This is a genomic window from Streptomyces sp. NPDC003011, assembly GCF_053591515.1.
Genome location: NZ_JBSFTY010000044.1, coordinates 1 through 24,336, shown reverse-complemented (window position 1 = coordinate 24,336; position 24,336 = coordinate 1). Strand labels below are relative to the sequence as shown.

Annotated in this window: 25 protein-coding genes; 19 read left to right on the top strand and 6 right to left on the bottom strand. The window is 73.5% G+C overall.

Annotated elements, in window-relative coordinates; all coding sequences use genetic code 11:
- Nucleotides 1-17 precede the first annotated feature (17 nt).
- The 4 genes from ACWD0J_RS22870 (at nt 18) to ACWD0J_RS22855 (ending at nt 2,834) form a co-directional block, all read left to right on the top strand.
- The gene (locus ACWD0J_RS22870; protein WP_451497656.1) at nt 18-413 is read left to right on the top strand and encodes a cell division protein SepF; all 396 of its coding nucleotides are present in this window, start codon (nt 18-20) and stop codon (nt 411-413) included.
- A gap of 154 nt (nt 414-567) precedes the next feature.
- Complete coding sequence (locus ACWD0J_RS22865) at nt 568-1,752, top strand: AAA family ATPase (RefSeq protein WP_451497655.1); 1,185 nt, start codon at nt 568-570, stop codon at nt 1,750-1,752.
- Nucleotides 1,749-2,075 carry a nucleotide pyrophosphohydrolase gene (locus tag ACWD0J_RS22860; protein ID WP_451497654.1) on the top strand — a complete coding sequence of 109 codons (327 nt, stop codon included), beginning with the start codon at nt 1,749-1,751 and terminating at the stop codon, nt 2,073-2,075. Before ACWD0J_RS22865 ends, ACWD0J_RS22860 begins: the two co-directional genes overlap by 4 nt.
- Nucleotides 2,076-2,375: 300 nt before the next feature.
- Nucleotides 2,376-2,834: a DUF6099 family protein gene (locus tag ACWD0J_RS22855; protein ID WP_451497653.1), complete on the top strand. Its 459-nt coding sequence runs from the start codon at nt 2,376-2,378 to the stop codon at nt 2,832-2,834.
- A 209-nt stretch (nt 2,835-3,043) separates the two neighbouring features.
- Here the strand turns inward: ACWD0J_RS22855 and ACWD0J_RS22850 are convergent, their stop codons facing one another.
- Nucleotides 3,044-3,214 carry a hypothetical protein gene (locus ACWD0J_RS22850; RefSeq protein WP_451497652.1) on the bottom strand — a complete coding sequence of 57 codons (171 nt, stop codon included), beginning with the start codon at nt 3,212-3,214 and terminating at the stop codon, nt 3,044-3,046.
- A gap of 241 nt (nt 3,215-3,455) precedes the next feature.
- Between ACWD0J_RS22850 and ACWD0J_RS22845 the strand changes: the two genes are divergently transcribed.
- Entirely contained in the window at nt 3,456-4,379 is a 924-nt protein-coding gene (locus tag ACWD0J_RS22845) for an LLM class F420-dependent oxidoreductase (RefSeq protein WP_451497651.1), read from the top strand.
- An 88-nt stretch (nt 4,380-4,467) separates the two neighbouring features.
- Nucleotides 4,468-5,364 (top strand): DUF4232 domain-containing protein, encoded by an 897-nt coding sequence (locus ACWD0J_RS22840; protein WP_451497650.1) that lies wholly within the window; start codon nt 4,468-4,470, stop codon nt 5,362-5,364.
- Nucleotides 5,365-5,401: 37 nt separating this feature from the next.
- On the opposite strand, the gene ACWD0J_RS22835 is transcribed toward ACWD0J_RS22840, so the two are convergent.
- Nucleotides 5,402-6,223, bottom strand: coding sequence for a SigB/SigF/SigG family RNA polymerase sigma factor (locus ACWD0J_RS22835; protein WP_451497696.1), 822 nt, complete (start codon nt 6,221-6,223; stop codon nt 5,402-5,404).
- Between the two features lie 131 nt (nt 6,224-6,354).
- On the opposite strand from ACWD0J_RS22835, the gene ACWD0J_RS22830 reads away from it, so the two are divergent.
- Nucleotides 6,355-6,486, top strand: a complete 132-nt coding sequence (locus tag ACWD0J_RS22830) for a hypothetical protein (protein WP_451497649.1) — start codon at nt 6,355-6,357, stop codon at nt 6,484-6,486.
- Nucleotides 6,487-6,702: 216 nt separating this feature from the next.
- Here ACWD0J_RS22830 and ACWD0J_RS22825 read toward each other — a convergent pair whose 3' ends face one another.
- A complete protein-coding gene (locus tag ACWD0J_RS22825) occupies nt 6,703-7,188 on the bottom strand; it encodes a MarR family winged helix-turn-helix transcriptional regulator (RefSeq protein ID WP_451497648.1) in 486 nt (161 codons plus the stop codon).
- Nucleotides 7,189-7,329: 141 nt separating this feature from the next.
- Here ACWD0J_RS22825 and ACWD0J_RS22820 point away from each other — a divergent pair, with 141 nt between their 5' ends.
- The 6 genes from ACWD0J_RS22820 to ACWD0J_RS22795 all read left to right on the top strand — a co-directional run bounded on the left by ACWD0J_RS22820 (nt 7,330) and on the right by ACWD0J_RS22795 (nt 13,504).
- Nucleotides 7,330-8,490: a PP2C family protein-serine/threonine phosphatase gene (locus ACWD0J_RS22820; protein WP_451497647.1), complete on the top strand. Its 1,161-nt coding sequence runs from the start codon at nt 7,330-7,332 to the stop codon at nt 8,488-8,490.
- A gap of 152 nt (nt 8,491-8,642) precedes the next feature.
- The gene (locus ACWD0J_RS22815; RefSeq protein WP_451497646.1) at nt 8,643-9,536 is read left to right on the top strand and encodes an STAS domain-containing protein; all 894 of its coding nucleotides are present in this window, start codon (nt 8,643-8,645) and stop codon (nt 9,534-9,536) included.
- Complete coding sequence (locus ACWD0J_RS22810) at nt 9,533-10,033, top strand: hypothetical protein (protein ID WP_451497645.1); 501 nt, start codon at nt 9,533-9,535, stop codon at nt 10,031-10,033. The genes ACWD0J_RS22815 and ACWD0J_RS22810 overlap by 4 nt, the downstream gene beginning before the upstream one ends.
- Nucleotides 10,030-10,479 (top strand): anti-sigma regulatory factor, encoded by a 450-nt coding sequence (locus tag ACWD0J_RS22805; RefSeq protein ID WP_451497644.1) that lies wholly within the window; start codon nt 10,030-10,032, stop codon nt 10,477-10,479. Before ACWD0J_RS22810 ends, ACWD0J_RS22805 begins: the two co-directional genes overlap by 4 nt.
- Nucleotides 10,476-11,543, top strand: coding sequence for a SpoIIE family protein phosphatase (locus tag ACWD0J_RS22800; protein WP_451497643.1), 1,068 nt, complete (start codon nt 10,476-10,478; stop codon nt 11,541-11,543). Before ACWD0J_RS22805 ends, ACWD0J_RS22800 begins: the two co-directional genes overlap by 4 nt.
- A complete protein-coding gene (locus ACWD0J_RS22795; RefSeq protein ID WP_451497642.1) occupies nt 11,540-13,504 on the top strand; it encodes a PP2C family protein-serine/threonine phosphatase in 1,965 nt (654 codons plus the stop codon). Before ACWD0J_RS22800 ends, ACWD0J_RS22795 begins: the two co-directional genes overlap by 4 nt.
- 84 nt (nt 13,505-13,588) lie before the next feature.
- Here ACWD0J_RS22795 and ACWD0J_RS22790 read toward each other — a convergent pair whose 3' ends face one another.
- Together ACWD0J_RS22790 and ACWD0J_RS22785 are read right to left on the bottom strand one after the other, a co-directional pair.
- A complete protein-coding gene (locus ACWD0J_RS22790) occupies nt 13,589-14,095 on the bottom strand; it encodes a MarR family winged helix-turn-helix transcriptional regulator (protein ID WP_451497641.1) in 507 nt (168 codons plus the stop codon).
- Nucleotides 14,096-14,258: 163 nt separating this feature from the next.
- Nucleotides 14,259-14,678 carry an ATP-binding protein gene (locus ACWD0J_RS22785; RefSeq protein ID WP_451497640.1) on the bottom strand — a complete coding sequence of 140 codons (420 nt, stop codon included), beginning with the start codon at nt 14,676-14,678 and terminating at the stop codon, nt 14,259-14,261.
- 220 nt (nt 14,679-14,898) lie between these two features.
- On the opposite strand from ACWD0J_RS22785, the gene ACWD0J_RS22780 reads away from it, so the two are divergent.
- Together ACWD0J_RS22780 and ACWD0J_RS22775 are read left to right on the top strand one after the other, a co-directional pair.
- A complete protein-coding gene (locus tag ACWD0J_RS22780; protein ID WP_451497639.1) occupies nt 14,899-15,396 on the top strand; it encodes a hemerythrin domain-containing protein in 498 nt (165 codons plus the stop codon).
- 142 nt (nt 15,397-15,538) lie between these two features.
- Entirely contained in the window at nt 15,539-15,919 is a 381-nt protein-coding gene (locus ACWD0J_RS22775; RefSeq protein ID WP_451497638.1) for a DUF3662 domain-containing protein, read from the top strand.
- 101 nt (nt 15,920-16,020) lie between these two features.
- Here the strand turns inward: ACWD0J_RS22775 and ACWD0J_RS22770 are convergent, their stop codons facing one another.
- Nucleotides 16,021-16,500 (bottom strand): DinB family protein, encoded by a 480-nt coding sequence (locus tag ACWD0J_RS22770; RefSeq protein ID WP_451497695.1) that lies wholly within the window; start codon nt 16,498-16,500, stop codon nt 16,021-16,023.
- 469 nt (nt 16,501-16,969) lie between these two features.
- Between ACWD0J_RS22770 and ACWD0J_RS22765 the strand changes: the two genes are divergently transcribed.
- From ACWD0J_RS22765 to ACWD0J_RS22750, 4 genes are all read left to right on the top strand, one after another.
- Nucleotides 16,970-18,439 carry a 3' terminal RNA ribose 2'-O-methyltransferase Hen1 gene (locus tag ACWD0J_RS22765; protein WP_451497637.1) on the top strand — a complete coding sequence of 490 codons (1,470 nt, stop codon included), beginning with the start codon at nt 16,970-16,972 and terminating at the stop codon, nt 18,437-18,439.
- Nucleotides 18,436-21,021: a polynucleotide kinase-phosphatase gene (locus ACWD0J_RS22760; protein ID WP_451497636.1), complete on the top strand. Its 2,586-nt coding sequence runs from the start codon at nt 18,436-18,438 to the stop codon at nt 21,019-21,021. Before ACWD0J_RS22765 ends, ACWD0J_RS22760 begins: the two co-directional genes overlap by 4 nt.
- Before the next feature lie 168 nt (nt 21,022-21,189).
- The gene (locus ACWD0J_RS22755) at nt 21,190-22,737 is read left to right on the top strand and encodes a VMAP-C domain-containing protein (RefSeq protein ID WP_451497635.1); all 1,548 of its coding nucleotides are present in this window, start codon (nt 21,190-21,192) and stop codon (nt 22,735-22,737) included.
- Nucleotides 22,734-23,801, top strand: a complete 1,068-nt coding sequence (locus tag ACWD0J_RS22750) for an AAA family ATPase (RefSeq protein WP_451497634.1) — start codon at nt 22,734-22,736, stop codon at nt 23,799-23,801. Before ACWD0J_RS22755 ends, ACWD0J_RS22750 begins: the two co-directional genes overlap by 4 nt.
- The last annotated feature ends 535 nt before the right edge of the window (nt 23,802-24,336 follow it).

The following is a 24,336-nucleotide window of genomic DNA, read 5'->3' as shown; positions in this document are numbered from 1 at the left end:
CGAGCCAAGGACGGAGCATGCCGGTGAACAGCCACGATGTCACCGACGAACAGTGGGAGGGGCTCGCCCAGGTCGTACCGCTGCGAGGCCGGGACGCCTGGCCGTCCCAGGTCGACCACCGGTCCCTGCCCGAGGCCGAGACCGAGGCCAGGCGCCGTTTCGTCGTGCTGCGGATCAACGTGTTCGCGGACGCCCGCGAGGTCGCCGAGACGCTGATGGCGGGCATTCCCGTGCTGCTCGACCTGACCAGCGCGGAGGCCGACGTCGCCAAACGGGTCCTGGACTTCAGCACGGGAGTCGTCTTCGGCCTGGCGAGCGGAATGCACCGCGTCGACCGGAACGTGTTCCTGCTCACACCGGCCGGCACCGAGGTGACCGGGTTGATGGAGGGGGCGGAGATTCCCGGGGTGTAGGGGCCGGGGGACGGCGGGGGGACGGCCGGGGGCCGGGTGCCTCGGGATGAGAGGTGAGGCCCGGGCGGTCAGGGCGATGACGCTGGTCCCCCGATCGTAGGAAGGTCCCTCGGGCGGAACGGTTCGCCCGTCGGCGGAGCCCTACCGTCCGGATATGACCCTGCCCTCCGCGCGGCCCGTGCCGTCCTCGTCGCCCCCGGCCTCACCCGGCGCCGGCGAGGGCCGTCCGGACCGCCCGCACGTCACCGAACTGCGGCTGTCCGCCTTCGCCGGACACCGCCGCGCCGGCCTCCCGCTCGGCCCGCTCACCCTGTTCGCCGGCCCGAGCGGCTGCGGCAAGACGAGCGCGCTGCGGGCGTACGAGGCGCTCGCCCGGCTCGGCGGCGGCCTGTGCCTCGGCGAGGTGTTCCCGGACCCGCTCGCCTGTGTGCCCGAGCGGGCCCGGCCCGACGCCCAGCGCCGCCGCGGCTTCCGCATCGGCTGCACGGCCGACGGCCCCGAGGGCCCGGTCCGGCTCGACGTCGCCGTCCAGGCCGAGCCCGGCCTGCGCGTCGTCGGGGAGCGGCTCAGCGCGGGCGGCCTGGTCCTGCTGGAGACCGCCCTGCGCGACCCGGGCCGCCGCCAGGTGCAGGCTGCCTGGCACACGGCGGGCACGGCGCCGGTCACCCACGCCCCGCTCCCGGACGACCGGCTCGGCACCGCCCTGCTCCCGTTGCGCGTCGCCGGCCGGACGGACGGACAGCGCCGGGTCCTCGCCGCCGCCGAACAGATGGTGGTCGCCCTGCGCTCCGTCTTCGCCTGCGACCCGCGCCCCGGCCGGATGCGCGCCCCCGTCCCGGCCGGTTCCGGACGGCTGCTCGGCGGCTGCGACAACCTCGCCGACGTGCTGTGGCGCACCCGTGCGGAGTGCGGAAGGCGGCACGCGCAGCTCGTCGCCGCGGTGCGCGCCGGATGCGCCGGCCCCGTCACCGACGTGCTCGCCGAACCGCTGCCCGGCGGGACGGTCCGGGCCCTGCTCGACCGGGGCGACGGCACCCGTACGGACTGCGGGCGGCTGGGCGACGGCGAGTTGCGGTACCTCGCGCTGGCGCTGGTCCTGCTCACCGGGCCCGGCGTGCTGGAGGTCGACGCGGCCGGCGAGGTACCGGCGGCCAGGCAGACGCTCACGGTGCTCACCGACCACCTCGACCGCGGCCTCGATCCCCGGCAGCGGGCCGAACTGCTGCGGCTGGCCGCCCGCATGTGCGACCGCGGGCACATCCGGCTGGTCGGCGCGGTGAGCGACGCGTCATGGACCGCCGGGGTGGACGGCGTCACGGTGGTACACCTGAAGCCGTGACAGAACCTCTCGACGTGGCGAAACTCCAGCGCAGGCTGGCCGAGTTCGCGGCGGCGCGCCACTGGCAGCCGTACCACACGCCCAAGAACCTCGCCGCCGCACTGAGCGTGGAGGCCTCCGAACTGGTCGAGATCTTCCAGTGGTTGACGCCCGAGGAGTCGGCGCGGGTCATGGACGACCCCGATACCGCGCACCGCGTCACGGACGAGGTCGCCGACGTGCTCGCCTATCTGCTCCAACTGTGCGAGGTGCTCGGCGTCGACCCGCTGGCGGCGCTGGACGAGAAGATCGACCGGAACGAACGGAGATTCCCGGCCCCGTAGCCGACCTGCCCCGTAGCCGACCTGCCCGGTGGCCGACCGGTCCGGTGACCGGCGGCCCGGTAGCCGACCGGTCCGGTGGCCGACCGGTCCGCAGCGGCCGGTCCGTCGTCGGCCGGCCCACCACCGGAGTGACTGACTCCGCTATTACTCTCCGCAGTCGAAATTCCGCCCGAGACCGATTTGTTGTCCGAAGATTCCCGTCTTCCTCTGGTTTTCCGTCTCAACCGCCCTCACTCTGGGTAGTGAACAGGGGAGTTCAGGTGGCGTGCCGAGGGCGCGTCGGACAGACGGGGGCAACGCATGGACGCGGTGCGGCTCATCGTGACGAGCAGGCGTGCCCTGGTGGGGAGCGGCGACGCGCCTCAGATCATGGCGGAGGTGTGGCAGGCACAGGCCCTGGCGCAGGCGATAGGCAGTCGCCTCGCGGTCACCGGCCCACCCGAACTACGGGGCGAGGCGCTGGGGCTGACCGAGCTGGCGGGCCGGGGCTGCGGCGTCCTGGACCGCCCGGACATCGACACCGAGGCCCTGCGGGCGGCCCAGCTCACCGATCTGGGCGACGCCCGCCAGGCCCTCACCTACCTCGGCGGTCTCCTCGGCGAGGTGGGCATCGCGCTGGTCGGCCTCGCCTCCGCCGCGGACGACGAGAGCGCGTACTGGCAGTGCATGGAGGCGATCGACGCCGCGGACGAATCGAGAGACCGGGTGCGGGAGATGCTCCGCAAACTGGCCGACCGGGACGAGGCGTTGCCGGCGTAGCCGTGCGGGTTCGCCCAGGCGCGGCAGTCGTGTCGCTCACAGCGGTGAGGGTCGGTGAGGGCCGGTGAGGGTCCCTGGCTCGGTGGCTCGCGCGGAGCCGGGAGCGAAAGGGACGGCCCGCAGGCGGCACCCCGCGAGGCGGCACCCCGCGAGCGCCGGCCGTGCGACGCCGGCCGCCGCACCGCGCTCCCGCCGGCCGGCCCGGCGGCTCAGTCCCTCTCCTCGCCTGCTCCCCGCCCGGATCCCCCAGCCGACTGCAGATCCGCGTCCAGCGCCGACAGATCCGCGTTCAGCGCCGCCATCAACTCCTCCATCTGCTGGAGCAGTCCCTTGGGCTGACCGGCACCGGCATCCTGCTGCGGCACAACCTCTTCGTCCATGACGGCCTCCTGGGCCCAGGGCCCAGGAGGCCGACGCGGGTGACGGATGACGCCCGGGCGGCGACCGCCCCGGCGCGGGCACCGGACGCTCCGGCACCGCCGGGCCAACGATCATCGCCGGACCGGGTCACTGGCGAGATCACGCCCGCGCACGCCGTTGACGGATTTTCACCCGGCCGGGGAGGCGGCGGCCCGGGGGACCGATGCGGCCGGCCGTCACCCCGGCGTGCAGGATGGAAGCATGGATCTTCGCATCTTCACCGAGCCCCAGCAGGGCGCCACCTACGACACCCTCCTCGCCGTCGCCAAGGCCACCGAGGATCTCGGCTTCGACGCGTTCTTCCGCTCCGACCACTACCTCAAGATGGGCTCCGTGGACGGCCTTCCCGGTCCCACCGACGCCTGGATCACCCTCGCCGGGCTGGCCCGCGAGACCCGGCGCATCCGGCTCGGCACGCTGATGACCGCCGGCACCTTCCGCCTGCCCGGCGTGCTCGCCATCCAGGTCGCGCAGGTCGACCAGATGTCCGGCGGCCGCGTCGAACTGGGGCTGGGCGCGGGGTGGTTCGAGGAGGAGCACACGGCGTACGGCATCCCCTTCCCGAAGGAGAAGTTCGCGCGCCTGGAGGAGCAGCTGGCGATCGTCACCGGTCTGTGGGAGACCGAGGCCGGCCAGACCTTCGACTTCCACGGCCAGTTCTACGACCTCACGGACTCGCCGGCGCTGCCCAAGCCCGCGCAGCGCAAGGTCCCCGTCCTCATCGGCGGCCACGGCGCCGTCCGCACCCCGCGACTGGCCGCCCGGTACGCCGACGAGTTCAACATGCCGTTCGGCTCGGTCGAGGACAGCGAGCGCCAGTTCGGCCGGGTCCGCGCCGCCGCCGAGGCGGCCGGTCGCCCGGCGGACGAGATCACCTTCTCCAACGCCCTCGTCGTCTGTGTCGGCAAGGACGACCAGGAGGTCGCCCGCCGGGCCGCGGTGATCGGCCGCGAGGTCGACGAGCTGAAGGCGAACGGCCTCGCCGGCACCCCGGCCGAGGTCGTCGAGAAGATCGGCCACTACGCCGGGATCGGCTCCGAGCGGATCTACCTGCAGGTGCTCGACCTCTCGGACCTGGACCACCTGGAGCTGATCTCGTCCCAGGTGCAGTCGCAGCTATCGTAGCACCCCGACCGGAGACTGTGACAAGCCTGTGGCCGGAACTGTGGCCTCCGTCACGGGCGGTGCGACCGAATGCTGGTGGGGTGGCCCGATGCGAAGAGCCGCCCCCCTGGTCCTCCCCGTCCTCGCCGCCGTCCTGCTCGTCGCGGGCTGCGGATCCGAACGCGCCGGTGCAGGGAGCGGCACAAGCGGCGGGGGAGAGGCGGGCGGCGGCAGTGCGTCCCCGCGGGGCCCCGTCTCCGATCCGGGCGTGGACGGGGTGCGGATCACCGGTGTGACCGTTCCGTCCCCGGGCGGCGCGTCCGATGTCTCCGCGACCTACGAGATCACCAACGACGGCACCGAAGCACTCACGTACACCGTCCTGTTCGACTTCATGACGACCACCGGTGAGGTCATGACCAACACCCGGCAGACCGTGCGCGACGTCGAACCGGACCGCACCGCGCGGGGCACCGTCGCGATGCCGCCGTCGATGGTGGGTGTCCACGACGTGACGCGGGTCAAGGTCTCCGAGGTCACCAGCGTCCCGGCGGAGGAGGCGCCGGCCGAGCCGGGTGACTGCCCGGAGTCCGGGGTCCGGGTCACGGCCGACGAGGGGGACGCGGCCATGGGACTGCGGGTCGTGGGGCTGTGGCTGGAGAACTGCGGAGCCGGCGTCCACCAGGTCGACGGCTACCCCCGGCTGACCCTCCTCGACGACGAGCGGCAGCCGGTCGACGGCGTGAGGATCCTCCGGGGCAGCGGCGGCATCACCACCGCCGTGCCCGGCGTCGACGACCCGCCCCGGCCCGTGGCCCTGCGGCCCGGCGAGCGCGCGCGGGCCACGCTGGTGTGGCGCAACACGGTCCAGTCCGGCACCGCCGTCGACGTCCCGTACGTCAGGGTCCGGGCGACGGCCGGCGCCGACCCGGTGACGGTGACGCCCCACCTGGACCTCGGGACCACCGGGAAGCTGGGGGTCGGCCCCTGGAGGGCCGAGGAGTGAGGGCGTAGCGCTTCCCGCTCCTCGCCCGGGCGGCGCCTCAGCCCGTGGCGAGCATGCTCTCCCGCAGACGGGCCAGGAGCCGGGACAGGAGACGGGAGATGTGCATCTGGGAGATGTCGAGGCGCCGGCCGATCTCCGCCTGGGTCAGCTCCTCGACGAACCGCAGGTGGAGGATCAGGCGGTCCCGGTCGCCGAGATCGGCGATCAGCGGGGCGAGTGCGTGGAAGTTCTCGACGAGTTCGAGGGCGGAGTCCTCCTCGCCGATGAACTCGGTGAGCGTCGCGTCGTGTTCGTCCGGGTCACCGCTGATGGCGGCGTCGAGGGACGCGGAGGTGTAGCCGTTCGACGCGATCCGGGCCTCGATGACCTCCTCCTCCGTGAGGTTCATCAGGGCCGCCAGCTCGGACACCTTGGGAGCGCGGCCGAGACGCGTGCCGAGTTCCTCGGTGGCCTTGGCGAGTTCGGTGCGCGCCTCCTGAAGGCGACGCGGCACGTGCACGGCCCAGGAGGTGTCGCGGAAGAACCGCTTGATCTCACCGACGATGTACGGCACCGCGAAGCTGGCGAACTGGACCTCACGGGAGATCTCGAACCGGTCGATGGCCTTGATCAGGCCGATCGTGCCGACCTGGACGATGTCCTCCATGTCCTGGCCGCTGCTGCGGTACCGGCCGGCCGCGAACCGGACCAGGGACATGTTCATCTCGATGAGGGTGTTGCGGGCGTACTGGTGTTCGGGCGTGCCCTCTTCGAGGGTGGTGAGCCGGTCGAAGAACAGCTTGGACAGTTCGCGAGCGTCCTTGGGCGCGATCTTCTGCGGGTCTGCGATCTGCGGCAGCTCCGTACCGGCATCCGCCATCGTGTCGACGCGTGTTGTCGCGGTCACAGCCTCTCCCCTTACTGTCCCGGCCTGTCCTGATCCCTGACGGGCGGCCCGTGGCGGGCTGTTACCCGCCCTGGCCCGACTCATGCCCCTTGACCATGCCAAACATGACAACCATCACTTTCGGCGATGCGCTCGGCGGCGCGTTCGCCCGCGCGTTCCGCAGCGCTTTCGGCTTCGCCCCGGCTTCCCCGAGACATCTCCCGTCGGCCGCGCAACTCGTCCGCGTCACGGGGTAGCAGGTTCCGGGACGGAAGCGACAGACGGCCGGATCGGCGGGCCGGGAGACCGGCACCGAACAGACAGTTGCCGTTTGACAACAATAGCGGCGAGGCAAGAAAGTGGAGGGCGGACGTGTGCGGGGAAGGATCTGGAATGTTCCGGTGGTCGCGGGGCGCTCCGCGCGCTGATCACCGGCACCGGACAGTGCTGCACCCGGTCCCGAGGCGTGCCACTCAGGCCGTCCGGCTGCCGGAGTCCTGGGTCTCCTCGTGTATCTGTGCGGCCGCCGCGTCGCAGAACGCCTCCAGCCCCCGCAACAGCGCGGTCCGCTGGGCGACGGGCATCTGGTCGAGGACCGCCTGGACCTCACGCTCCCGGCGCGCCCGCAGATCCGCGAGGAAGTCGCGGCCCCGGCTGCTGAGGTGCAGGTGCACTTCGCGCCGGTCGGCCGGACTCGTCACGCGCTCCACGAAACCCGTGGCCTGCAGGCGGTCGCACAGCCGGCTGGTCGAGGGCGGCGTGGAGGCGAGGCGGTCGGCGAGGGTGCGCAGGTTGATGCCGTCCTGGTGTTCCAGGATGAGCAGCACGCGCAGTTGGGACGCGGAGGCGGGAGCGGTCGAGGCCCGGCCCCACAGGACTTCCAGCAGTTCCGCGGCCGTGGAGGTCACGCGCGCGACCTCGGCCGGCTGGGGGCGGGGGCGGAAGGAAGTCACAGTCACACTCTCGCAGGCGCGGGGATGGCCGTCAGCGTACTAGGCGCGCGGACCGGTCGGAGAAGGGCCGGTCGACCGCTCGGACGGCCTCGTCGCGTGGCGGAGTTCTGTGTGCCCCCCAGCAGAAGGATTGGTGTGTTTGCCATCGTGAACAGATTTGTGGCCGCTGAGCGTGCTCTGCGCACGGCGGAGCCCCACGAGTTGCCCGACGCGGTCCGTCGTGTGCTCATCGAGGAGTACGCGGCGGACTCCGTCGAGCTCTTCATGGCCGACTACAGCCTGACCGTGCTGCAGCCGGTGTCCGTGCTGCCGCACACCCTGGAGCCGGTGTCGGTCCACAGCAGCCCGGCCGGCCGGGCCTTCGGTGCCCAGCAGCCGTTCGTCGAGGACGTCTCGGACGGCTCGGTGCGCGTGCACCTGCCGGTCACCGTACGGGGCGACCGGCTCGGCGTACTGTCGGTGACCCTGCCCGGTGAGGCGTGCGCCCGGGACTGTCTGGCGGAGCTGGCGGAGATCGCCCAGGTGCTCGGCCATGAGGTGGTCGTGGCCGAACGGGACACGGACCTGTACCTCCAGGCGCGCCGCAAGGACCGGCTGACCCTGGCCGCCGAGATGCAGTGGCAGCTGCTTCCCGGCCGGTCCTGCGCGCGTCCCGAGTACGAGCTCGGAGCGCAACTGGAGCCCGCGTACGCCATCTTCGGCGACAACTTCGACTGGTCGGCCACCGCCGACCGGCTGATGCTGTACGTCTCCAACGGCATGGGGGAGGGGATAGAGGCCTCCCTGCTGACGAACCTCGCCGTCAACGCGCTGCGCAACGCACGGCGGGCCGGCATCCCGATCGCCGACCAGGCGGCCCTGGCCGACCAGGCGGTCTACGCGCACTACCGGGGCCGCTGTTATCTGTCCGTCCTCATGTTCGACTTCGATCTCGCCACCGGGCGTGCCCGGGTGGTGGACGCCGGCTCCCCGCAACTGCTGCGGCTGCGGGACGGCGTGGTGGACCGCGTCCCCTTCGAGGCCCAGCTGCCGCTGGGCATGTTCGAGGAGACCGACTACGTGGCGCAGGACTTCCAGGCCGAGCCGGGGGACCGGCTGATCTTCGTCAGTGACGGTGTCTACGGAGTCGCCTCCCCGGGCGGCGAGGCGTACGGCGACGCCGCCCTGGCCCGGGCGATCATGGCGACCCGGCTGCTGCCGGCCGCCGAGGTCCCCCGGGCCGTCCTGCGGGAACTGACGGGTCATCGCGGCCGGTCCCTGCCCGACGACGACGCCCTGATCGTCTGCCTCGACTGGCACGGGCGGTGACCGCGACGGCCGTCGGCCCGGCCCGGCCAGGTTTTGACGATCAAGTGTTGTTTGCGCCGCACGGCGGGCGCTAATGTTTGTCATGCGGCAACTATTGGCTGATCGCCTGCCGCCCGGTGGCCACGCGGCCCTGTGCGGAGGGAGTCGAGCAGGTGTCGGAACACGACGTGGCCTCCGAGCCGGCGGCACTGCGGGTGGGCGCGTTCCTCGGCAGCCGCCGGGAGCAGATCGCCCAGCGGTGGGCGGACGCCGCCCTGTTCCGGACCGTGTTCACGGTCTCCCGGGACGAGGCGGTGGAAGCGGGCAAGGCGGTGGTGGACGCGCTGGCCGCCGTGGCCTCTTCCGGCACGGTGGAGGACGTCACGGCACCGGGCTTCGGGCCGGTGCGCGAGCAGCTCGCGCGGATGGTGGCCGCCCGGACCCGCGGGGGAGCCACTGCGGCCCGCGTCGCCAACGAAGTGGCCGGCCTGCGGGAACCGGCGACCAGCCTGCTGCGCGCCGAGTTCCCGGACCCGTCCGACGCGCACGCCCAGGAGTGCCTGCTGTCCCTGACCGTGCTGCTGGGCACCTTGCGCCTGGTGGTGATGGAGACGACTCTCAGCGCGGGCGAGGAACTGATCGAGCGCCAGCGCCAGCAGCTGCTCGAAGTGGCCACCCCGGTGATCAGCCTGTGGGAGGGCGTGGTCGCCGTGCCGCTGATCGGCACCCTCGACAGCGCCCGCAGCCAGGTCGTGATGGAGAACCTGCTGGAGGCGATCGTCACCCAGCGGGCCCGGTACGCCATCCTCGACATCACCGGCGTGCCCACCGTCGACTCCCTGGTCGCCCAGCACCTGATGAAGACCGTGGCCGCGGCCCGGCTGATGGGCGCCGAATGCATCGTCTCCGGCATCCGCCCCGCCATCGCGCAGACCATCGTCCATCTCGGCATCGACCTGGGTACGGTGCCCACCCGGGCCGGCCTGGCCGGCGCCCTGGCGTACGCGCTGGGCCGGCAGGGCGTCGAGGTCTCCCCAGGCCCGGCCGGCCGCGCGAGCCTGCGGTGAACGGCCCGGCCCGCGGCCACGCCACCTCCGTACCGGTCCCGGCACCGGGCGACACCTCGCGGGTCACCCCGCCGGTCACCCTGCACGGCGGGCCGCACGAAGGGACGCACGGCGGTTCGCACGAAGGGATGGCCGGGCGGCTCCCGCAGCCCGTCACCCGTCGTCCCGTCCACAGCGGGACGGCCGGTGCGCCGGTCGGCGTCTCCGGCCGTCCCGCTGTGGACGTCGCCGGCCCGTTCCGGGGACGAGTCCGCGCCGGGCTCACCGCCACCACCGGCCCGCCGACCGCACGGACGGTGCCGGCCGCGGCCGGGAGACGGCCCGCCACCGCGGTCGCCCGTGTCGGATGGGGGCGCGACCGCGCCGGACGGACGGACGACTGTGCCGGACCGGGGCTCGACCGGTCCGGCCCGCTCACCGCCCCGGGCGCCGGCCGCGTGGGGGAACAGCTCGCGGCCCGGACCGTGTCGGCCGCAGCCGCGTGGGAGGCCACGTGACCCAGGCCTTCCGCCACGCGGTCGCGACGAGCCTGCCGATCGGCTCGGACGCGGACCTGGCCTGGGTGCGCCAGCAGGTGCGGCAGGCAGCGGCCGAGCTCGGGTTCGGGCTGGTGCAGCAGACCAAGCTGGTCACGGCGGCCAGTGAACTGGCCCGCAACACCCTCGTCCACGGCGGGGGCGGACGCGTGCGGATCACGCCGCTGGAGAGCGGACGAGACCGTGGACTGCGGCTGGCCTTCACCGATTCCGGCCCCGGGATCCGCGACCTCGACCTGGCGATGACCGAGGGCTACACCTCCGGCGGCGGCCTGGGGCTGGGCCTGAGCGGGGCCAGGCGGCTGGTGCAGGAGTTCACCATCGACAGCCGGCCCGGTCAGGGAACCACCGTCACGGTCGTGGCCTGGGTGTCCGGCATGCCGCCGCTCCGGCCGGGGCCCGGGTGAGCCGGGTGTGGGACATCCCCGTGGACGACTCGTCCCGGGTCGGGGATGTCCGCGCGGCGGCCGAGACGGCCTGCGCGCACACGGGACTGGACCGCCACCGCACCGCGGCCGTCGCGCTGGTGGCCACCGAGCTGGCGACCAACCTCGTCCAGCACGCGGGCGGCGGCCGTGTCGTGATCAACCTGGTCGGACGCGGGCGCCCCGGCACCGACGGCCCCGGGCCGTCCCTCCAGCTCGTCGCCCTCGACGACGGACCCGGCATCGCCGACGTCCGGGCGGCCCCGCGCGACGGCTGCACCACCGCCGCCTCGCTGGGCGCCGGCCTGGGAACCTGCCTGCGGGTGTCCGACGACTTCGACCTGTACAGCACCCCGGGACGGGGCACGGTCGCGGTGGCCCGCTTCGACCACGAACCCCTCACCGGGCCGGCATCGCGGGAGTCCCGACCGCCCGGCCCGCGCGTGGGCGGAATCAACGTCTCCCTCGCCCGGGACGAGCACTCCGGTGACGCCTGGAGCTGGGTACGTTCCGGTGCGTGCCTGACCCTGATGCTCGCCGACGGGCTCGGCCACGGCGCCAAGGCGGCGGCGGCCTCCACCGCCGCGGTGGAGGAGCTCCGCCGCGCCGCCCACACCCCGCCCGACGAGATCCTGCGGCGCCTGGACGCCGCCCTGCGCCCGACCCGGGGCGCGGCCGTCGCGGTGGCCCAACTGGACGAGGACAGCGGGCGGCTCCGCTTCGCCGGGATCGGCAACGTCGGCGGGCGCCTGCGCACCGCCGACGGCTGGCACTCCCTCGTCTCCCACCCCGGCATCGTCGGCGCGCACCCCCTGGCCACCCGGCGCGTCCAGCACCTGCCGTGGCGGCGGGACAGCCTGCTCATCCTGCACAGCGACGGGCTGCCCGGCCGCTGGCGGCCGCCCGACGACGCGCGGCTCCTGGCCCGCGACCCGGCGGTGGTGGCCGCCGCCATTCTGCGGGACGCCGGCCGCGACGGGCACCTCGTCCGCGACGACACCAGTGTCGCCGTCCTGGCCCCCCGACCGCCGGACCCGGGCCCATGACCGCGGCCTCCGGAGCCTGGATGATCGGCTCACCCGCTGACGCGGCCCGCGCCAGGACCGTCGTGGCCCGTCTCACGGCGGACACCGACGTCCCCCTGGTCGAGCGCGCGCGTTTCCTGACCGCTCTCACCGCCCACCTGCGCCACTGCCTGGCCCAGGGCGGCGTATGGGAACTCCTGCTGAGCACCCGCCTGCCCGCCGACGGCCGTCGGTCAGGACCGGGCCGGCCGGCTGACGCAAACCCGGCCGACGCGGACTCGATCGTCGCGGACCCGGCCGACGCGGACCCGGGCGGCCGGGTGAGGGTCGCCGTCCGCCGGGCCGGAGGCCCGCCGAGCGAGACGGCGTCGTGGCAGCTCACGCTGGCCTGCCCCGGCCTCGGACAGCCCGAAGACGTCCACCCGGCCGACGTGGACCACGGAGCACTCGCCGAAGCCCTCCTGGCCGCCGACGAGGACACCGCCTCGATCCTGAACAGGCTGGAGGAGCAGGACGGGTGGACCCGCCTGCACCGTGAGGAGCTGCACCAGACCAACCAGGGTGTGCTGGCGCTGCACGCCGACCTGGAGGCCGCCGCGCACGTCCAGCGCGAACTGCTCGACGCCGAACGGGCCGCCCGTGCCGAGGCGGAGAAGGCGCGGCGCCTGCTCACCTCGCTGGCCGACGCCGGTGCCGCGGTGACCTCCTCGCTGAACCAGGAGGACATCCTCCGCCGGGTGCCCGGCCTCCTCGTCCCGGAGTACGCCCGTGACGTCGACGTCTGGCTCTTCGACGACGAGGAGGTCCCGCGCGGCGGTCACCGTCCGGCCGCCGCGATCGCCGCCGCCCGCAGCGGCCGTCCCCAGCACGCGGCCGCCCACCCCGGCGGCCTGTCCGGCGTCGACGACCTGCCGCCCTCCGCCCTGGCCCCCGACCGGGCGCTGCTGTGCATCCCCCTCACCGTCCGCAACACCCTGGGGGTGCTCACGCTCACGGCTCCCGGTCCGCGGTTCGACCCGGACACCTGCGTCATGCTGGTCGAACTGGCCCGCCGCATCGGCATCGCCCTGGACAACGCCCGCCGCTACGAACAGCACCGGGACACCGCCGAGGCCCTCCAGCGCGCCCAGCTCACCGACCTGCCCCCCACCGAGGGGCTGTTGCTGGCCGCCCGCTACCTGCCCGCGACCCGCGGACTCAACATCGGCGGCGACTGGTACGACGCCTTCCGCCAGCCCGACGGGAGCCTGCTGGCCGTCATAGGGGACGTCACCGGACACGGGCTGCCCGCGGCCGTCATGATGGGCCAGCTGCGGACCGCGCTGCGCGCCTACGCCGTCGAGGGCGACAGCCCCGCCCAGCTCCTCACCCGCCTGCACCATCTCCTGCGCCACCAGCAGCCGGACCTGTACGCCACCGCCGTCATCGCCCGCTTCCGTCCCGGCGACCCCACCGTGGTCTGGGCCGCCGCCGGACACCCGCCACCCGTGATGCGGACGCCCGGCGCAGCGGTGCGCGTCCTGGACACCAAACCGGGGATCATGCTGGGCGTTCCCCTGCCCTACGTCTACCAGGACCACCGCGTGGAGCTGCCGGCCGGCTCGACACTGGCGCTGTACACCGACGGACTCGTCGAGCGCAGGGCCACCGGCATCGACAACGGGATCCAGCGGCTCGCCCGGGCCCTGGCGGCGCTGAGCCCGACGGAACTGGAGCGGGATCCGCAGAGCGCGGCCGAGTCACTGCTCAGGCCCCTGCTGCACGACTCCGAACGCGACGACGACGTCTGTCTGTTGCTCTGCCACACCACGCCCACGCCGTCGGCCCGCCCGGTACGGGGCGACCGGGTCCGGGTGCCGGGCGCGGACACCTCGCCCGCCGCGGTACGGCTGAATCGATCCGTCGCCCGCTCCGAACAGCTCGGCGACGGCCTCCGTCGCGGCGGTGGGGAGCGAACGAGCGCGGAGGGCGGACGCCCGTGACGGCTGCCGCACCGGCCGCAGCCGCCACCGGACCGGCCGTACGCGCCACCGGACCGGCCGCAGCGGGATGGTGACGCCCGGTCGTCACCGGCAGCCGGGGTCCTGGGGGCGGGGCAGTGCGACGTCCTGAGTCGTGAGAAAGGCGGTCAGGCCGCGGCTCAACGCGGCCCGCTCGCCCGCCGCCATCGCCCCCAACGCGGCAGCCAGTGCCTGGGCCCGCCGTCCGGCCACGTCGTCGAGCACATGCCGGCCATGAGCGGTCAGCCCCAGCCGTACCTCGCGGCGGTTGTGGGGGCGCGGCACCCGTTCCAGCAGCCCGGCGGCTTCCAGCCGGTCGCACAGCCGGCTGGCGGTGGGCAGCCCGATGTCCAGCCGTTCCGCCAGCGCCGTGAGGTTGAGGTCCGACGTCACCTCCACCGCCCGCAACGCTCTCAACTGGTGCGGGGACAGCCGCAGGGCCGCCTCCTGCGCCGCGACGGTCCACAGGGTCGTCAGGCTCTCCACGGCATCGGCGATCTCCGCCGCTGTCGCGTCAGGGTCGTCGGCTGACTCGTTCGCCCGGTCGTCACCGGGACCGCCGAGATGAGTCACGAAGGCGTCACTTTCAGTCAAAACCGGGTACTGCGCATGCCGTGGTCATTCAAACGCGGTACCCGAAGCGCCGTCGAGCACGCAAGTGTCCCGGGACGCCTCCCCGTCACCTCGTTCGCCTCGCCCCGGCACGGCGTCGGACCGTCAGGACCGCGGCACGGTGTCAGATCGCCAGGACCGCGCGCACCCGCTTGCCGCCCCCGCTGACCGGGGCCACCTCCAGACGCTGCGCCAGGCACCGGACCATGGCCAGGCCCCGCCCGCTCTCGCCCCCGTCGGTCAACGGCCGCACGCGCGGCGGGACCGGACTGTCGTCGTAGACCTCGACGGTGACCCGCTCGGCGGACACCTGCAGCCGCAGGCGGCACGCGCTGCGGCCGTGCCGGGTGGCGTTGGCGACGAGCTCCGACACGATGAGTGTGGCGTCGTCGATCTGCTCCGCGTCCACCTGTGCCATCCGGTGGCGGGGCCGGGCGAGGAACGCGGACGTCAGCTTCCGCGCCCTTCCGGCCGACGCCGCCTCGTCGGGCAGCAGGTACTCCACTCGTACGGAACGCCGATGGGTACGCCGGTGCGTACGCATGGCGGATCACTTCCCCTCCTGGGACACCCGGCTTCCCCGCGGTCCGACCGCCTGCCGGGGCCGTGGCACGGCGTGCCCGGCCGGTCCTGCCCACTCGTGATGCCCCGTGCCGGTGATCGGCAACCCCGTAGGTGAGGGAGTGGTGCACATGGGGCAACCGGAGCATCCCCGCCGGCGGACCGGGTAGCGGAAGGAAACCCACCGCAGGGAGGCGCATCTCATGACACCGCCCCAGGACGTCGTCCAGTTGATCCTCGAGGATCACCGCACGATGGAAGACCTGCTCCGCCTGATGCGCAGCGTCGAGGCCGACCGCCGGGCCGCGCTGCACGCGTTCGCCGACCTGATGATCGCGCACGGCGAGGCCGAGGAGACCACGGTGCACCCCGTTCTCATGCCCTTCGAGGGCACCGAGACCGTCGAACACGTCGAGGCGTCGCACCGGGAAGCCGCCAAGGTCCTCCTCGCCCTCCTCAACGTGGCCGAGGTCGGCTCCGTCGAATGGGACTGGCGGCTCAAGCAGTTGGCCGCGGTCACCGCCAGGCACACCGACGAGGAGGAACGCACCCTCGTCAACCGGGTGTGCGAAAGCCTCAGCCGGCACTGCCGGGCGGAACTCGCGGCCGACTTCGCAAGGACCCGCGCCGACCTGCTCGGGGCGCGGTGCGGCAGCGTCGACAACGTGCACCGCATGGTGTTCACCGACGCGTACGCGTGAGTCCCGTCGTCGCGACGCGTCGTGCGGCGTCCGGTGCACGACGGCCGCCCGGCACCGCCCGGCACCGCCCGGCACCTCCGACGCCGTACGCCGAACCCGTATGGGCGCGTGTGCCGAGCGTCGCGGCGGGCAGCGGGGCCGGATGAGATGCCTCATCGGCCTGGAACGCGTCATGGAGCGGTACATCACCGCCGTCTGGAAGGTGCTGGTCCCGCCCGCCGGCCGGCCGGCCGAGGTGGTGGGGATACTCCGCCGTGAGTGCGACGACCGCGCTCTGATCCTGGACCGCCGGCGCACCCTGGTCCCCAACGCCTTCGTCATCGAACTCCCCCTGGCCTCCCACGACCGGCTGGCCGAGGACGGCGAGCGGGTGTCGGGACATCTCGCGGCACAGATCCGCCGCCACGCCGCGGAGCAGGGGTACACCTTCGCCGGTCCCGTGACGGTCCGCCTGGCCCAGACCGACGACGCGGGCGTCGGCCGCTTCCGCGTGCGCAGCCGCGTGGTGCCCTTGCAGCGGTAGCGCGTGGACGGCGGACGGCGGACCCCGCACACGGGCGCCCGGCGGGACAGGACGGCTCCCGGGCAGCCCGCTCCCGGGAGCGGGAGCCGGAGCCGGAGAGGTCAGCCCATGCTCTTCGCGCCGTCCAGGGACTCGCGGATGATGTCGGCGTGGCCGGCGTGCTGAGCGGTCTCGGCGATGACGTGGAGCAGTACCCGGCGGGCCGACCACTGCGTCTCGGCTTCGAACCAGGGAGCCTTCGGCAGCGGCTGGGCCGCGTCCAGGTCGGGCAGGGCGGCGATCAGTTCGTCGGTCCTGCGGGCCGTCTCGGCGTAGGCGGCCAGGACACCGGCCAGCGTCTCACCGGGCAGCATCCGGAACTCGTCGTTGCGCTGTGCCCAGTCGGCCTCGGTCATCTTGGTGAAGTCCCCCATCGCGGACGGGCCGTCCACGATGAACTCCCTCCAGGCCCGCTCGACCGAGCAGACGTGCTTGACGAGACCGCCCAGACACAGCTCGCTGGCGGTGGTCCGCAGCCCGGCCTGCTCGTCGGTGAGGTCGCGGGTGGTGAAGCGCAGGAAGTGCCGGTGCTTGGCCAGCATCGCCAGCAGATCGGCGCGCTCGCCGGTGACGGCCGGGGCGCTCGCCAGGTCGGGTGCGGCCTGCTCATGAGTGGTCACGGTCTCTGCCTTCTGTCGTTCCTGCTCGGTCGGTCAACAGACACACTAGGAGCCATATAGGTCAGATCCTGACCTCGATGGCAGGCGTATCGGCCGTCGCTCGCACCGACGGCCGGCCGGCCGCCCGCGGGCCGGAGCGACCGCGTTCCCGGACGAAAAAACCCCGCGTGCGGCGGGAGGGAGCGAGGTACGTTGTGCGAGCGCGCTGAAGAACGGCGAACGCTCCCGTGGACGACCCACCGACCGACCGCAGCGCGGCGCGGCGCAGCGTCGGCTGCGAGGAAGCCAGAGCCGTGACCACCCCAGCGCGTTCCTCCCTCGCGGGGCCGCACCGTGACGCACGGGGCGACGAAGGCCCCCGGCTCAGAAGGTATTCCGAGGTGTCACCACAGTGTTCCTGACGATCAGTACCACCGGCACGCCCGAACGCCCCGCCACCGACCTCGGCTACCTGCTGCACAAGCATCCCGGGAAGGCGCAGGCGTTCTCCACCTCCTACGGCACGGCGCACGTCCTCTACCCCGAGGCGGACGCCGGGCGCTGCACGGCGGCGCTGCTGCTGGAGGTCGACGCGGTGGCACTGGTGCGGCGCGGCAAGGGCAAGGGCCGCGGCGGCGCACCGGACGCCGCGCTCGCGCAGTACGTCAACGACCGCCCCTACGCGGCCTCCTCGCTGCTCGCCGTCGCGCTGAGCGGCGTGTTCTCCAGCGCGATGCGGGGCGTGTGCGACGCCCGGCCCGAGCGCGCCGCGCTGCCGCTGCCGTTGCGCGTCGAGGTGCCCGCGCTGCCCGCCCGGGGCGGCCCGGATCTCGTACGACGGCTCTTCGAGCCGCTCGGCTGGGCGGTGACCGCCGATCCGGTGGCCCTGGACAGCGAGTTCCCGCAGTGGGGCGACTCGCGGTACGTACGCCTCGTCCTGGAGTCCTCGCGGCTCACCCTCGCCGAAGCCCTGCGCCACCTGTACGTCCTGCTCCCGGTCCTCGACGACGCCAAGCACTACTGGGTCTCCTCCGACGAGGTCGACAAGCTGCTGCGGGCCGGTGAGGGCTGGCTGCCGGACCACCCCGAGCAGCATCTGATCACCCACCGCTACCTGTCCCGCCGCTGGTCGCTGACGCGCGAGGCGCGCGAGCGGCTGGAGCTGGTGCGGCTGGCCGAGGCCGACGACACCGAGGTCGAGGAGATCGACAACGCGGTCGCGGCGGAGACCGAGGCCGAGGAGAAGCCGAGCCCGCTCGCCGTCCAGCGCCGGGACGCGATCGTCGCCGCGCTCCAGGACTGCGGCGCCGCCCGCGTGCTCGACCTCGGCTGCGGGCAGGGCCAGTTGGTGCAGGCGCTGCTCAAGGACCCGCGGTTCACCGAGATCGCCGGCGTCGACGTGTCGATGCGGGCCCTCACCATCGCCTCCCGGCGGCTGAGGCTGGACCGCATGGGGGAGCGGCAGGCCGCACGCGTCCAGCTCTTCCAGGGCTCGCTGGCCTACACCGACAAACGGCTCAAGGGATACGACGCCGCCGTGCTCAGCGAGGTGATCGAGCACCTCGACCTGCCCCGGCTGCCCGCCCTGGAGTACGCGGTGTTCGGCGCCGCCCGTCCGCGCACGGTCCTGGTGACGACCCCGAACGCCGAGTACAACGTCCGCTGGGAGAGCCTCCCGGCCGGCCACGTCCGGCACAGCGACCACCGCTTCGAGTGGACGCGCGAGGAGTTCCGTCTCTGGGCCGCCGCGGTGGCCGGACGGCACGGCTACGCCGTGGAGTTCGTGCCGGTCGGGCCCGACGACCCCGAGGTGGGACCGCCCACGCAGATGGCGGTGTTCACGATGAAGAGCGTGACCGAGAAGGAGGCGAAGGCGGCATGACCCAGACCCAGACGCAGAACAAGGGGCGGGTCCTCCCCGTCACCGACCTCTCCCTCGTCGTGCTGATCGGCGCCTCCGGCTCGGGCAAGTCGACCTTCGCCCGACGGCACTTCAAGCCCACCGAGGTGATCTCCTCCGACTTCTGCCGAGGTCTGGTCTGCGACGACGAGAACGACCAGAGCGCGACCAAGGACGCCTTCGACCTCCTGCACTACATCGCGGGCAAGCGCCTGGCCGCCGGCCGCCGTACCGTCGTGGACGCCACCAGCGTGCAGCAGGACGCCCGGCGGCAGCTGATCGACCTGGCCAGGACGTACGACGTCCTGCCCATCGCCATCGTGCTCGACGTGCCCGAGGAGGTGTGCGCCGAGCGCAACGCGCACCGCACCGACCGGGTCGACATGCCGCGCCGGGTCATCCAGCGCCACACCCGCGAACTGCGGCGCTCCCTGCGGCACCTGGAGCGTGAGGGCTTTCGCAAGGTGCACGTCCTGCGCGGGGTGGAGGACGTCGAGAGCGCCACCGTCGTCACCGAGAAGCGCTTCAACGACCTGACCCACCTCACCGGCCCCTTCGACATCATCGGCGACATCCACGGCTGCTCCGCCGAACTGGAGGCCCTGCTCGGCACGTTGGGCTATGCCGACGGCACGCACCCGGACGGCCGTACCGCCGTCTTCGTCGGCGACCTCGTCGACCGCGGCCCGGACAGCCCGGGCGTGCTGCGCCGCGTGATGTCGATGGTCGCCTCGGGCGACGCCCTGTGCGTCCCCGGCAACCACGAGAACAAGTACGGCCGCCACCTCAGGGGCCGCAAGGTCCAGCCCACCCACGGACTCGCCGAGACCATCGAGCAGATGGAGGGCGAGAGCGAGGAGTTCAAGCAGCGGGTACGGGAGTTCATCGACGGGCTGGTCAGCCACTACGTCCTCGACGGCGGCCGGCTGGTGGTCTGCCACGCCGGTCTGCCGGAGAAGTACCACGGCCGCACCTCCGGCCGGGTCCGCTCGCACGCGCTGTACGGCGACACGACCGGCGAGACCGACGAGTTCGGGCTGCCGGTGCGCTACCCGTGGGCGGAGGACTACCGGGGCCGGGCGGCCGTGGTCTACGGCCACACGCCCGTCCCGGAGGCGACCTGGCTCAACAACACCATCTGCCTGGACACCGGTGCGGTCTTCGGCGGCAAGCTCACCGCGCTGCGCTGGCCGGAGCGCGAACTGGTCGACGTACCGGCCCAGCGGGTCTGGTACGAGCCGGCGAAGCCGCTGCGCAGCGAGGCACCGGGCGGGCACGACGGGCGCCCGCTCGACCTCGCGGACGTGCACGGCCGCCGGGTCGTCGAGACCCGCCACCAGGGCCGGGTCGCCGTCCGGGAGGAGAACGCGGCGGCGGCCCTGGAGGTCATGAGCCGCTTCGCGGTGGACCCGCGGCTGCTGCCGTACCTTCCGCCGACCATGGCTCCGACGGCCACCTCGCACGTCGAGGGCTATCTGGAGCACCCGGCCGAGGCGTTCGCGCAGTACCGCGAGGACGGGGTCGCGCGGGTCGTGTGCGAGGAGAAGCACATGGGGTCGCGGGCGGTGGCCCTGGTGTGCCGGGACGCGGAGGCGGCGCGCAGGCGCTTCGGCGTGGACGGCCCCACGGGATCGCTCTACACCCGCACCGGGCGCCCCTTCTTCGACGACGCGTCGGTCACGGAGGAGATCCTCGACCGCCTGCGCACGGCGATCGGCGAGGCCGGCCTGTGGGCCGGACTCGACACCGACTGGCTGCTGCTGGACGCCGAGCTGATGCCGTGGTCGCTGAAGGCCGCCGGCCTGCTGCGGTCCCAGTACGCGGCCGTGGGCGCCGCCTCCGGGGCGGTCCTCCCGAGCGTGCTGGCCGCCCTCCAGGGCGCGGCGGCACGCGGGGTGGACGTGTCGGACCTGCTGGACCGCCAGCGCGAACGGGCCGACGCGGCCTCGGCGTTCACGGACGCCTACCGCCGCTACTGCTGGCCGACGGACGGTCTGGACGGCGTACGCCTGGCCCCGTTCCAGATCCTGGCCGTCCAGGGCCGCAGCCTGGCCGCCCTGCCGCACGACGAGCAGCTCGCGCTCCTCGACCGGCTGGTGGAGCACGACGCGAGCGGTCTGCTCCGGACGACGCGCCGCCTGTACGTCGACACCGCCGACCCCGGGTCGGTGCGGGCGGGCGTCGACTGGTGGCTGGAGATGACCGGACGGGGCGGCGAGGGCATGGTCGTCAAGCCGGTCGGCGCGGTGGTGCGCTCGGGGCCGCCCCGCCCGGGCGAAGCCCAAAGCGGGCCAGGGCAGGGCCGCCTGGTGCAGCCCGGCATCAAGTGCCGCGGCCGCGAGTACCTGCGGATCATCTACGGCCCGGAGTACACCCGCCCCGAGAACCTCGCCCGCCTGCGCGGCCGGCACCTCGGCCACAAGCGCTCGCTCGCGATCCGCGAGTACGCGCTCGGCCTGGAGGCCCTCGACCGGCTGGCCGAGGGGGAGCCGCTGTGGCGGGTGCACGAGGCGGTGTTCGGGGTGCTGGCGCTGGAGTCCGAGCCGGTGGACCCGCGGCTGTAGTGCGGCCGGGAGACTCGGCGAGGAGCGGTTTTCGGCCGAGTCGCCCACCTGGGGGGCGCTCGGCCGGACTTCGCGCCCCCGGGTCCCGCTTGTCCCTGGTGGACCGTCAGGTGCCGTGCTAGCTTCGCAGGTCCGTCAGAAGGCGTACCGGCTCATGGGGGACAGTCGGTGGAGACAGGCGCGGGGTCGGGCAGGGCCATCGACGATGCCGTGCGCCCGCGGGGACTCGCGCTCATGGTCGACCTCACCGACGGCCTGTGCGAACTGAGCTGCACCGAGGACGCCCCGGCGCGCATCCAGTTCGCCGCGATCCTCGCCGAACAGCTCGGCCGGCCCGTCGACCTGCGCGGTGTCCGCCAGCGCGAGGACGTCGCCGCCCTGGTGCGCGCCGCTCTGAACGTGGCGGGCGGGGAGCACGTACTCGTCGGCGTGGTCCGGATCCTGGAGGGAACCCCGGCGGGCGACGAACTCGACCGGCTCATCACCCCCGCCCCGGCCGCGGTCCCCGACGCCCCGTGGGGCCCGCCCGGCCCGCTCAGCCGCGACGACGAGAACAGCGCCCGCGCGGTGCTGGCCAAGGGCGACCTGCCCGCGAGCCGGCTGCGGGACGACCTCGTCGCCGAGCTCAACGGCCTCGACCTGCCGCTCGGCCTGGCCCCGGACCAGCTCTTCGCGCACGTCCTGGAATGGAACACGCAGCCCGACGGCCTGCCGCCCGCCGTCCTCCTCATGGACCGCGCGGCCCGGCTGGCCGCCACCCCCGCCCACCGCGCCGCCCTGGCCGGCTGGGTGGACGACTGGGCCGCACGCGCCGGCCTGACCGGAGAACTGGAGCGCCGCAGGACCGCGCGCGCCGGCGTGGCGAGCGACCCCGACATCCCGCGCTGCCTGATCGTCGCCGTCGAACCGGCCCGGGACGGCAGCGACGAGATCGTCGTACGTTCCTGGCTCAACACGGTCCCCGGCCACTGGAACCCCCAGCCCGGCGAACCGTCCACCACCACCCTGGACGCCCTCGGCACCGCCGTGGAACAGGCGCTGGGGCAGGGTGCCCGGCTCTGGTCGCTGCCGCACGAGCCGGATCCGGGCGGACGGCTGCAGTCGTTGCCGTGCATCGAGTTCGTCCTGCCCTACGACCTCCTCAACCACGATGTGGCCGGGCTGACGTACCGGATCGGTGACGGGAGGGCGCTGCCCATCGGCCTCAAGCACGGGGTGCATCTGCGGAGCCTGGAGCGCATGCGCAGCGACGACACACTGGTTCGGGAGCAGTGGCGGGAGCGCTGGCGCACCCTGCGGGAGCACGGGGTCACGGTGCACGGCTGGAGTGAACCGGACGGCGGGCGGCTCGACGCATGGCAGGCCACCCTCGCCGGGGAGAACAGACATACGGCCGTGGTGCTGGACGCTCCCGACGACCACCTCGCCCTGGAGGCGCTCAAGGCCGCCATCGCGGAGGGGATCGGACTCGCGGTCTGGGACCGCAGAGGGGTTTTCGACGAGGAACGCCGGGAGGTGGTGACCGCCGTGTTCGCCGCTGTGCCGATGCCCGTGCAGATCCCGATGGCCATCCATCGCCTGCGCCGGAACGCCGAGGTGCACACCCAGGGGCCGAGCCGGTTCCTCGGCCGCCACATCGGCTTCTTCTGGGACGACCCCACCCGGCTCGTTGACATCGACCCCGGCGATCTCGCCGGCGAGGAGGCACCGGCATGAGCGCGCAGGAGCAGACGTCCCCGAACGGCTGGCGCGTCTTCCACGCCACGGGCCACGCCCCGGCCGTCCCGCCCCGGCTGCCGGAGCCCCCGCCCTGGCGCCGGTTCCGCGGCGGCCCCGCCCAGCCCGCCCCGCCGGACGACCCGGAGGCCGCCGAGCGGCGGCTGGGCCCGCGCGAGATCACCCCGCTGCTCGGCCAGGACGAGATCGACGCCGTCAACGCGGCGCTGCTGCTGCGCCGGCCGCTGCTGGTCACCGGCCCGCCCGGGGTCGGAAAGTCCACCCTGGCCTACCTGATCTCCCGCGAACTGGGCCTGGGCCGGGTCCTGGAGTGGAACATCGTCAGCCGCACGACGCTGCGGGACGGCCTGTACGTGCACGACAACATGGGCCGCGCCCAGGCCATCGCCGCCTGGCAGGCCGGCCTGCGCGACGCGGCGGCAGCGGCGGACGTCAACTCGGGTCCCGAGTCAAGGGATCGTCAACTTCCGCCGTCCTTGGGCGACTTCATCACCCTGGGCCCCCTGGGCACCGCCCTGCTGCCCTACGATCGTCCCCGTGTGCTTCTTGTCGACGAGCTCGACAAGAGCGACATCGACCTGCCGAACGACCTGTTGCACGTCCTGGAGAACGGAAGCTATGACGTTCCGGAACTGGTGCGCGACGCCGCGGACACCGCGAGCGTCCACACCAGCGACCCCGGAGGCCGTGTCGACGTGGACAACGGGCGTGTCGAGTGCCGGGAGTTCCCGGTCGTGGTGATCACCAGCAACGGGGAACGCGAGTTCCCCGCCGCCTTCCGCCGGCGCTGTCTGCCGCTGGAGATGCGCACGCCCACCCGGGAACAGCTCCTGGCCATGGTGGAGGGACACCTCGGCACCCGCCCGGCGAGCACCGAAGACCTGGTGGACCTGTTCGTGCAACAGGTCCAGGCCGGCGGTACACACTCACTGGACCAGCTGCTCAACGCTGTCCAGATGACTACCGCGGGTGGTTTCCAGGTGCACGGTGACGGGCGTAAGCTCGTGGAAATGCTGCTCCGCGACCTCGCGAAGGGCCGCTGAATGACCGGCTTTCCCAGGGAGCGCGCGTCCGGGCTCGGCGACGGAGGTCCCGTATCGGGGTCGTCGCCTCCTTCGGCGTTCCCCGAGTCCGTCGAGCACGCGCGCGAACCCGGAGCGCGGCTCCCCGCCGACCTGGAACGGACCGTCCCGGCCGGCGCCGGCCCGTCCGCCGAGGAACACGCCGCGCCGCGCTGGCAGGAGATCGGCGACGCGGTGTGGCTCGCCGCGTACTGGTCCCGCCACGGTGGCCCGGCCGCCGGCCGGCCTCCCGGTCCGGCCCACGACCACCCGCCCCCGCACTCCGCCCCGGCCCAGCCCGCCGAGGAGGTACGGCTCCCCGATCCGCCCCCGGCCGGCGCCGACGAGGAGCGCCCCGCGACCCCGCCCGTCACCGATGCCGTACGCCCGACGCGGTGGCCCGCGGCCGACCTCACCGGCGACGGTCAACCAGTACAACGTCGACTACTCCGTGCTCGGCACCGGCCGCATCGAGCCGCTGCTGCGCCGCATCCGCAACGAGATGGCCGCCGCCGGC

Coding starts and splice junctions, on each gene's coding strand:
- ACWD0J_RS22870 (WP_451497656.1), top strand. CDS start 18: ATGCCGGTGAACAGCCACGATGTCACCGACGAACAGTGGGAGGGGCTC.
- ACWD0J_RS22865 (WP_451497655.1), top strand. CDS start 568: ATGACCCTGCCCTCCGCGCGGCCCGTGCCGTCCTCGTCGCCCCCGGCC.
- ACWD0J_RS22855 (WP_451497653.1), top strand. CDS start 2,376: ATGGACGCGGTGCGGCTCATCGTGACGAGCAGGCGTGCCCTGGTGGGG.
- ACWD0J_RS22850 (WP_451497652.1), bottom strand. CDS start 3,214: ATGGACGAAGAGGTTGTGCCGCAGCAGGATGCCGGTGCCGGTCAGCCC.
- ACWD0J_RS22845 (WP_451497651.1), top strand. CDS start 3,456: ATGGATCTTCGCATCTTCACCGAGCCCCAGCAGGGCGCCACCTACGAC.
- ACWD0J_RS22840 (WP_451497650.1), top strand. CDS start 4,468: ATGCGAAGAGCCGCCCCCCTGGTCCTCCCCGTCCTCGCCGCCGTCCTG.
- ACWD0J_RS22835 (WP_451497696.1), bottom strand. CDS start 6,223: ATGGCGGATGCCGGTACGGAGCTGCCGCAGATCGCAGACCCGCAGAAG.
- ACWD0J_RS22830 (WP_451497649.1), top strand. CDS start 6,355: ATGACAACCATCACTTTCGGCGATGCGCTCGGCGGCGCGTTCGCCCGC.
- ACWD0J_RS22795 (WP_451497642.1), top strand. CDS start 11,540: ATGACCGCGGCCTCCGGAGCCTGGATGATCGGCTCACCCGCTGACGCG.
- ACWD0J_RS22785 (WP_451497640.1), bottom strand. CDS start 14,678: ATGCGTACGCACCGGCGTACCCATCGGCGTTCCGTACGAGTGGAGTAC.
- ACWD0J_RS22780 (WP_451497639.1), top strand. CDS start 14,899: ATGACACCGCCCCAGGACGTCGTCCAGTTGATCCTCGAGGATCACCGC.
- ACWD0J_RS22775 (WP_451497638.1), top strand. CDS start 15,539: ATGAGATGCCTCATCGGCCTGGAACGCGTCATGGAGCGGTACATCACC.
- ACWD0J_RS22770 (WP_451497695.1), bottom strand. CDS start 16,500: ATGCTGGCCAAGCACCGGCACTTCCTGCGCTTCACCACCCGCGACCTC.
- ACWD0J_RS22760 (WP_451497636.1), top strand. CDS start 18,436: ATGACCCAGACCCAGACGCAGAACAAGGGGCGGGTCCTCCCCGTCACC.
- ACWD0J_RS22750 (WP_451497634.1), top strand. CDS start 22,734: ATGAGCGCGCAGGAGCAGACGTCCCCGAACGGCTGGCGCGTCTTCCAC.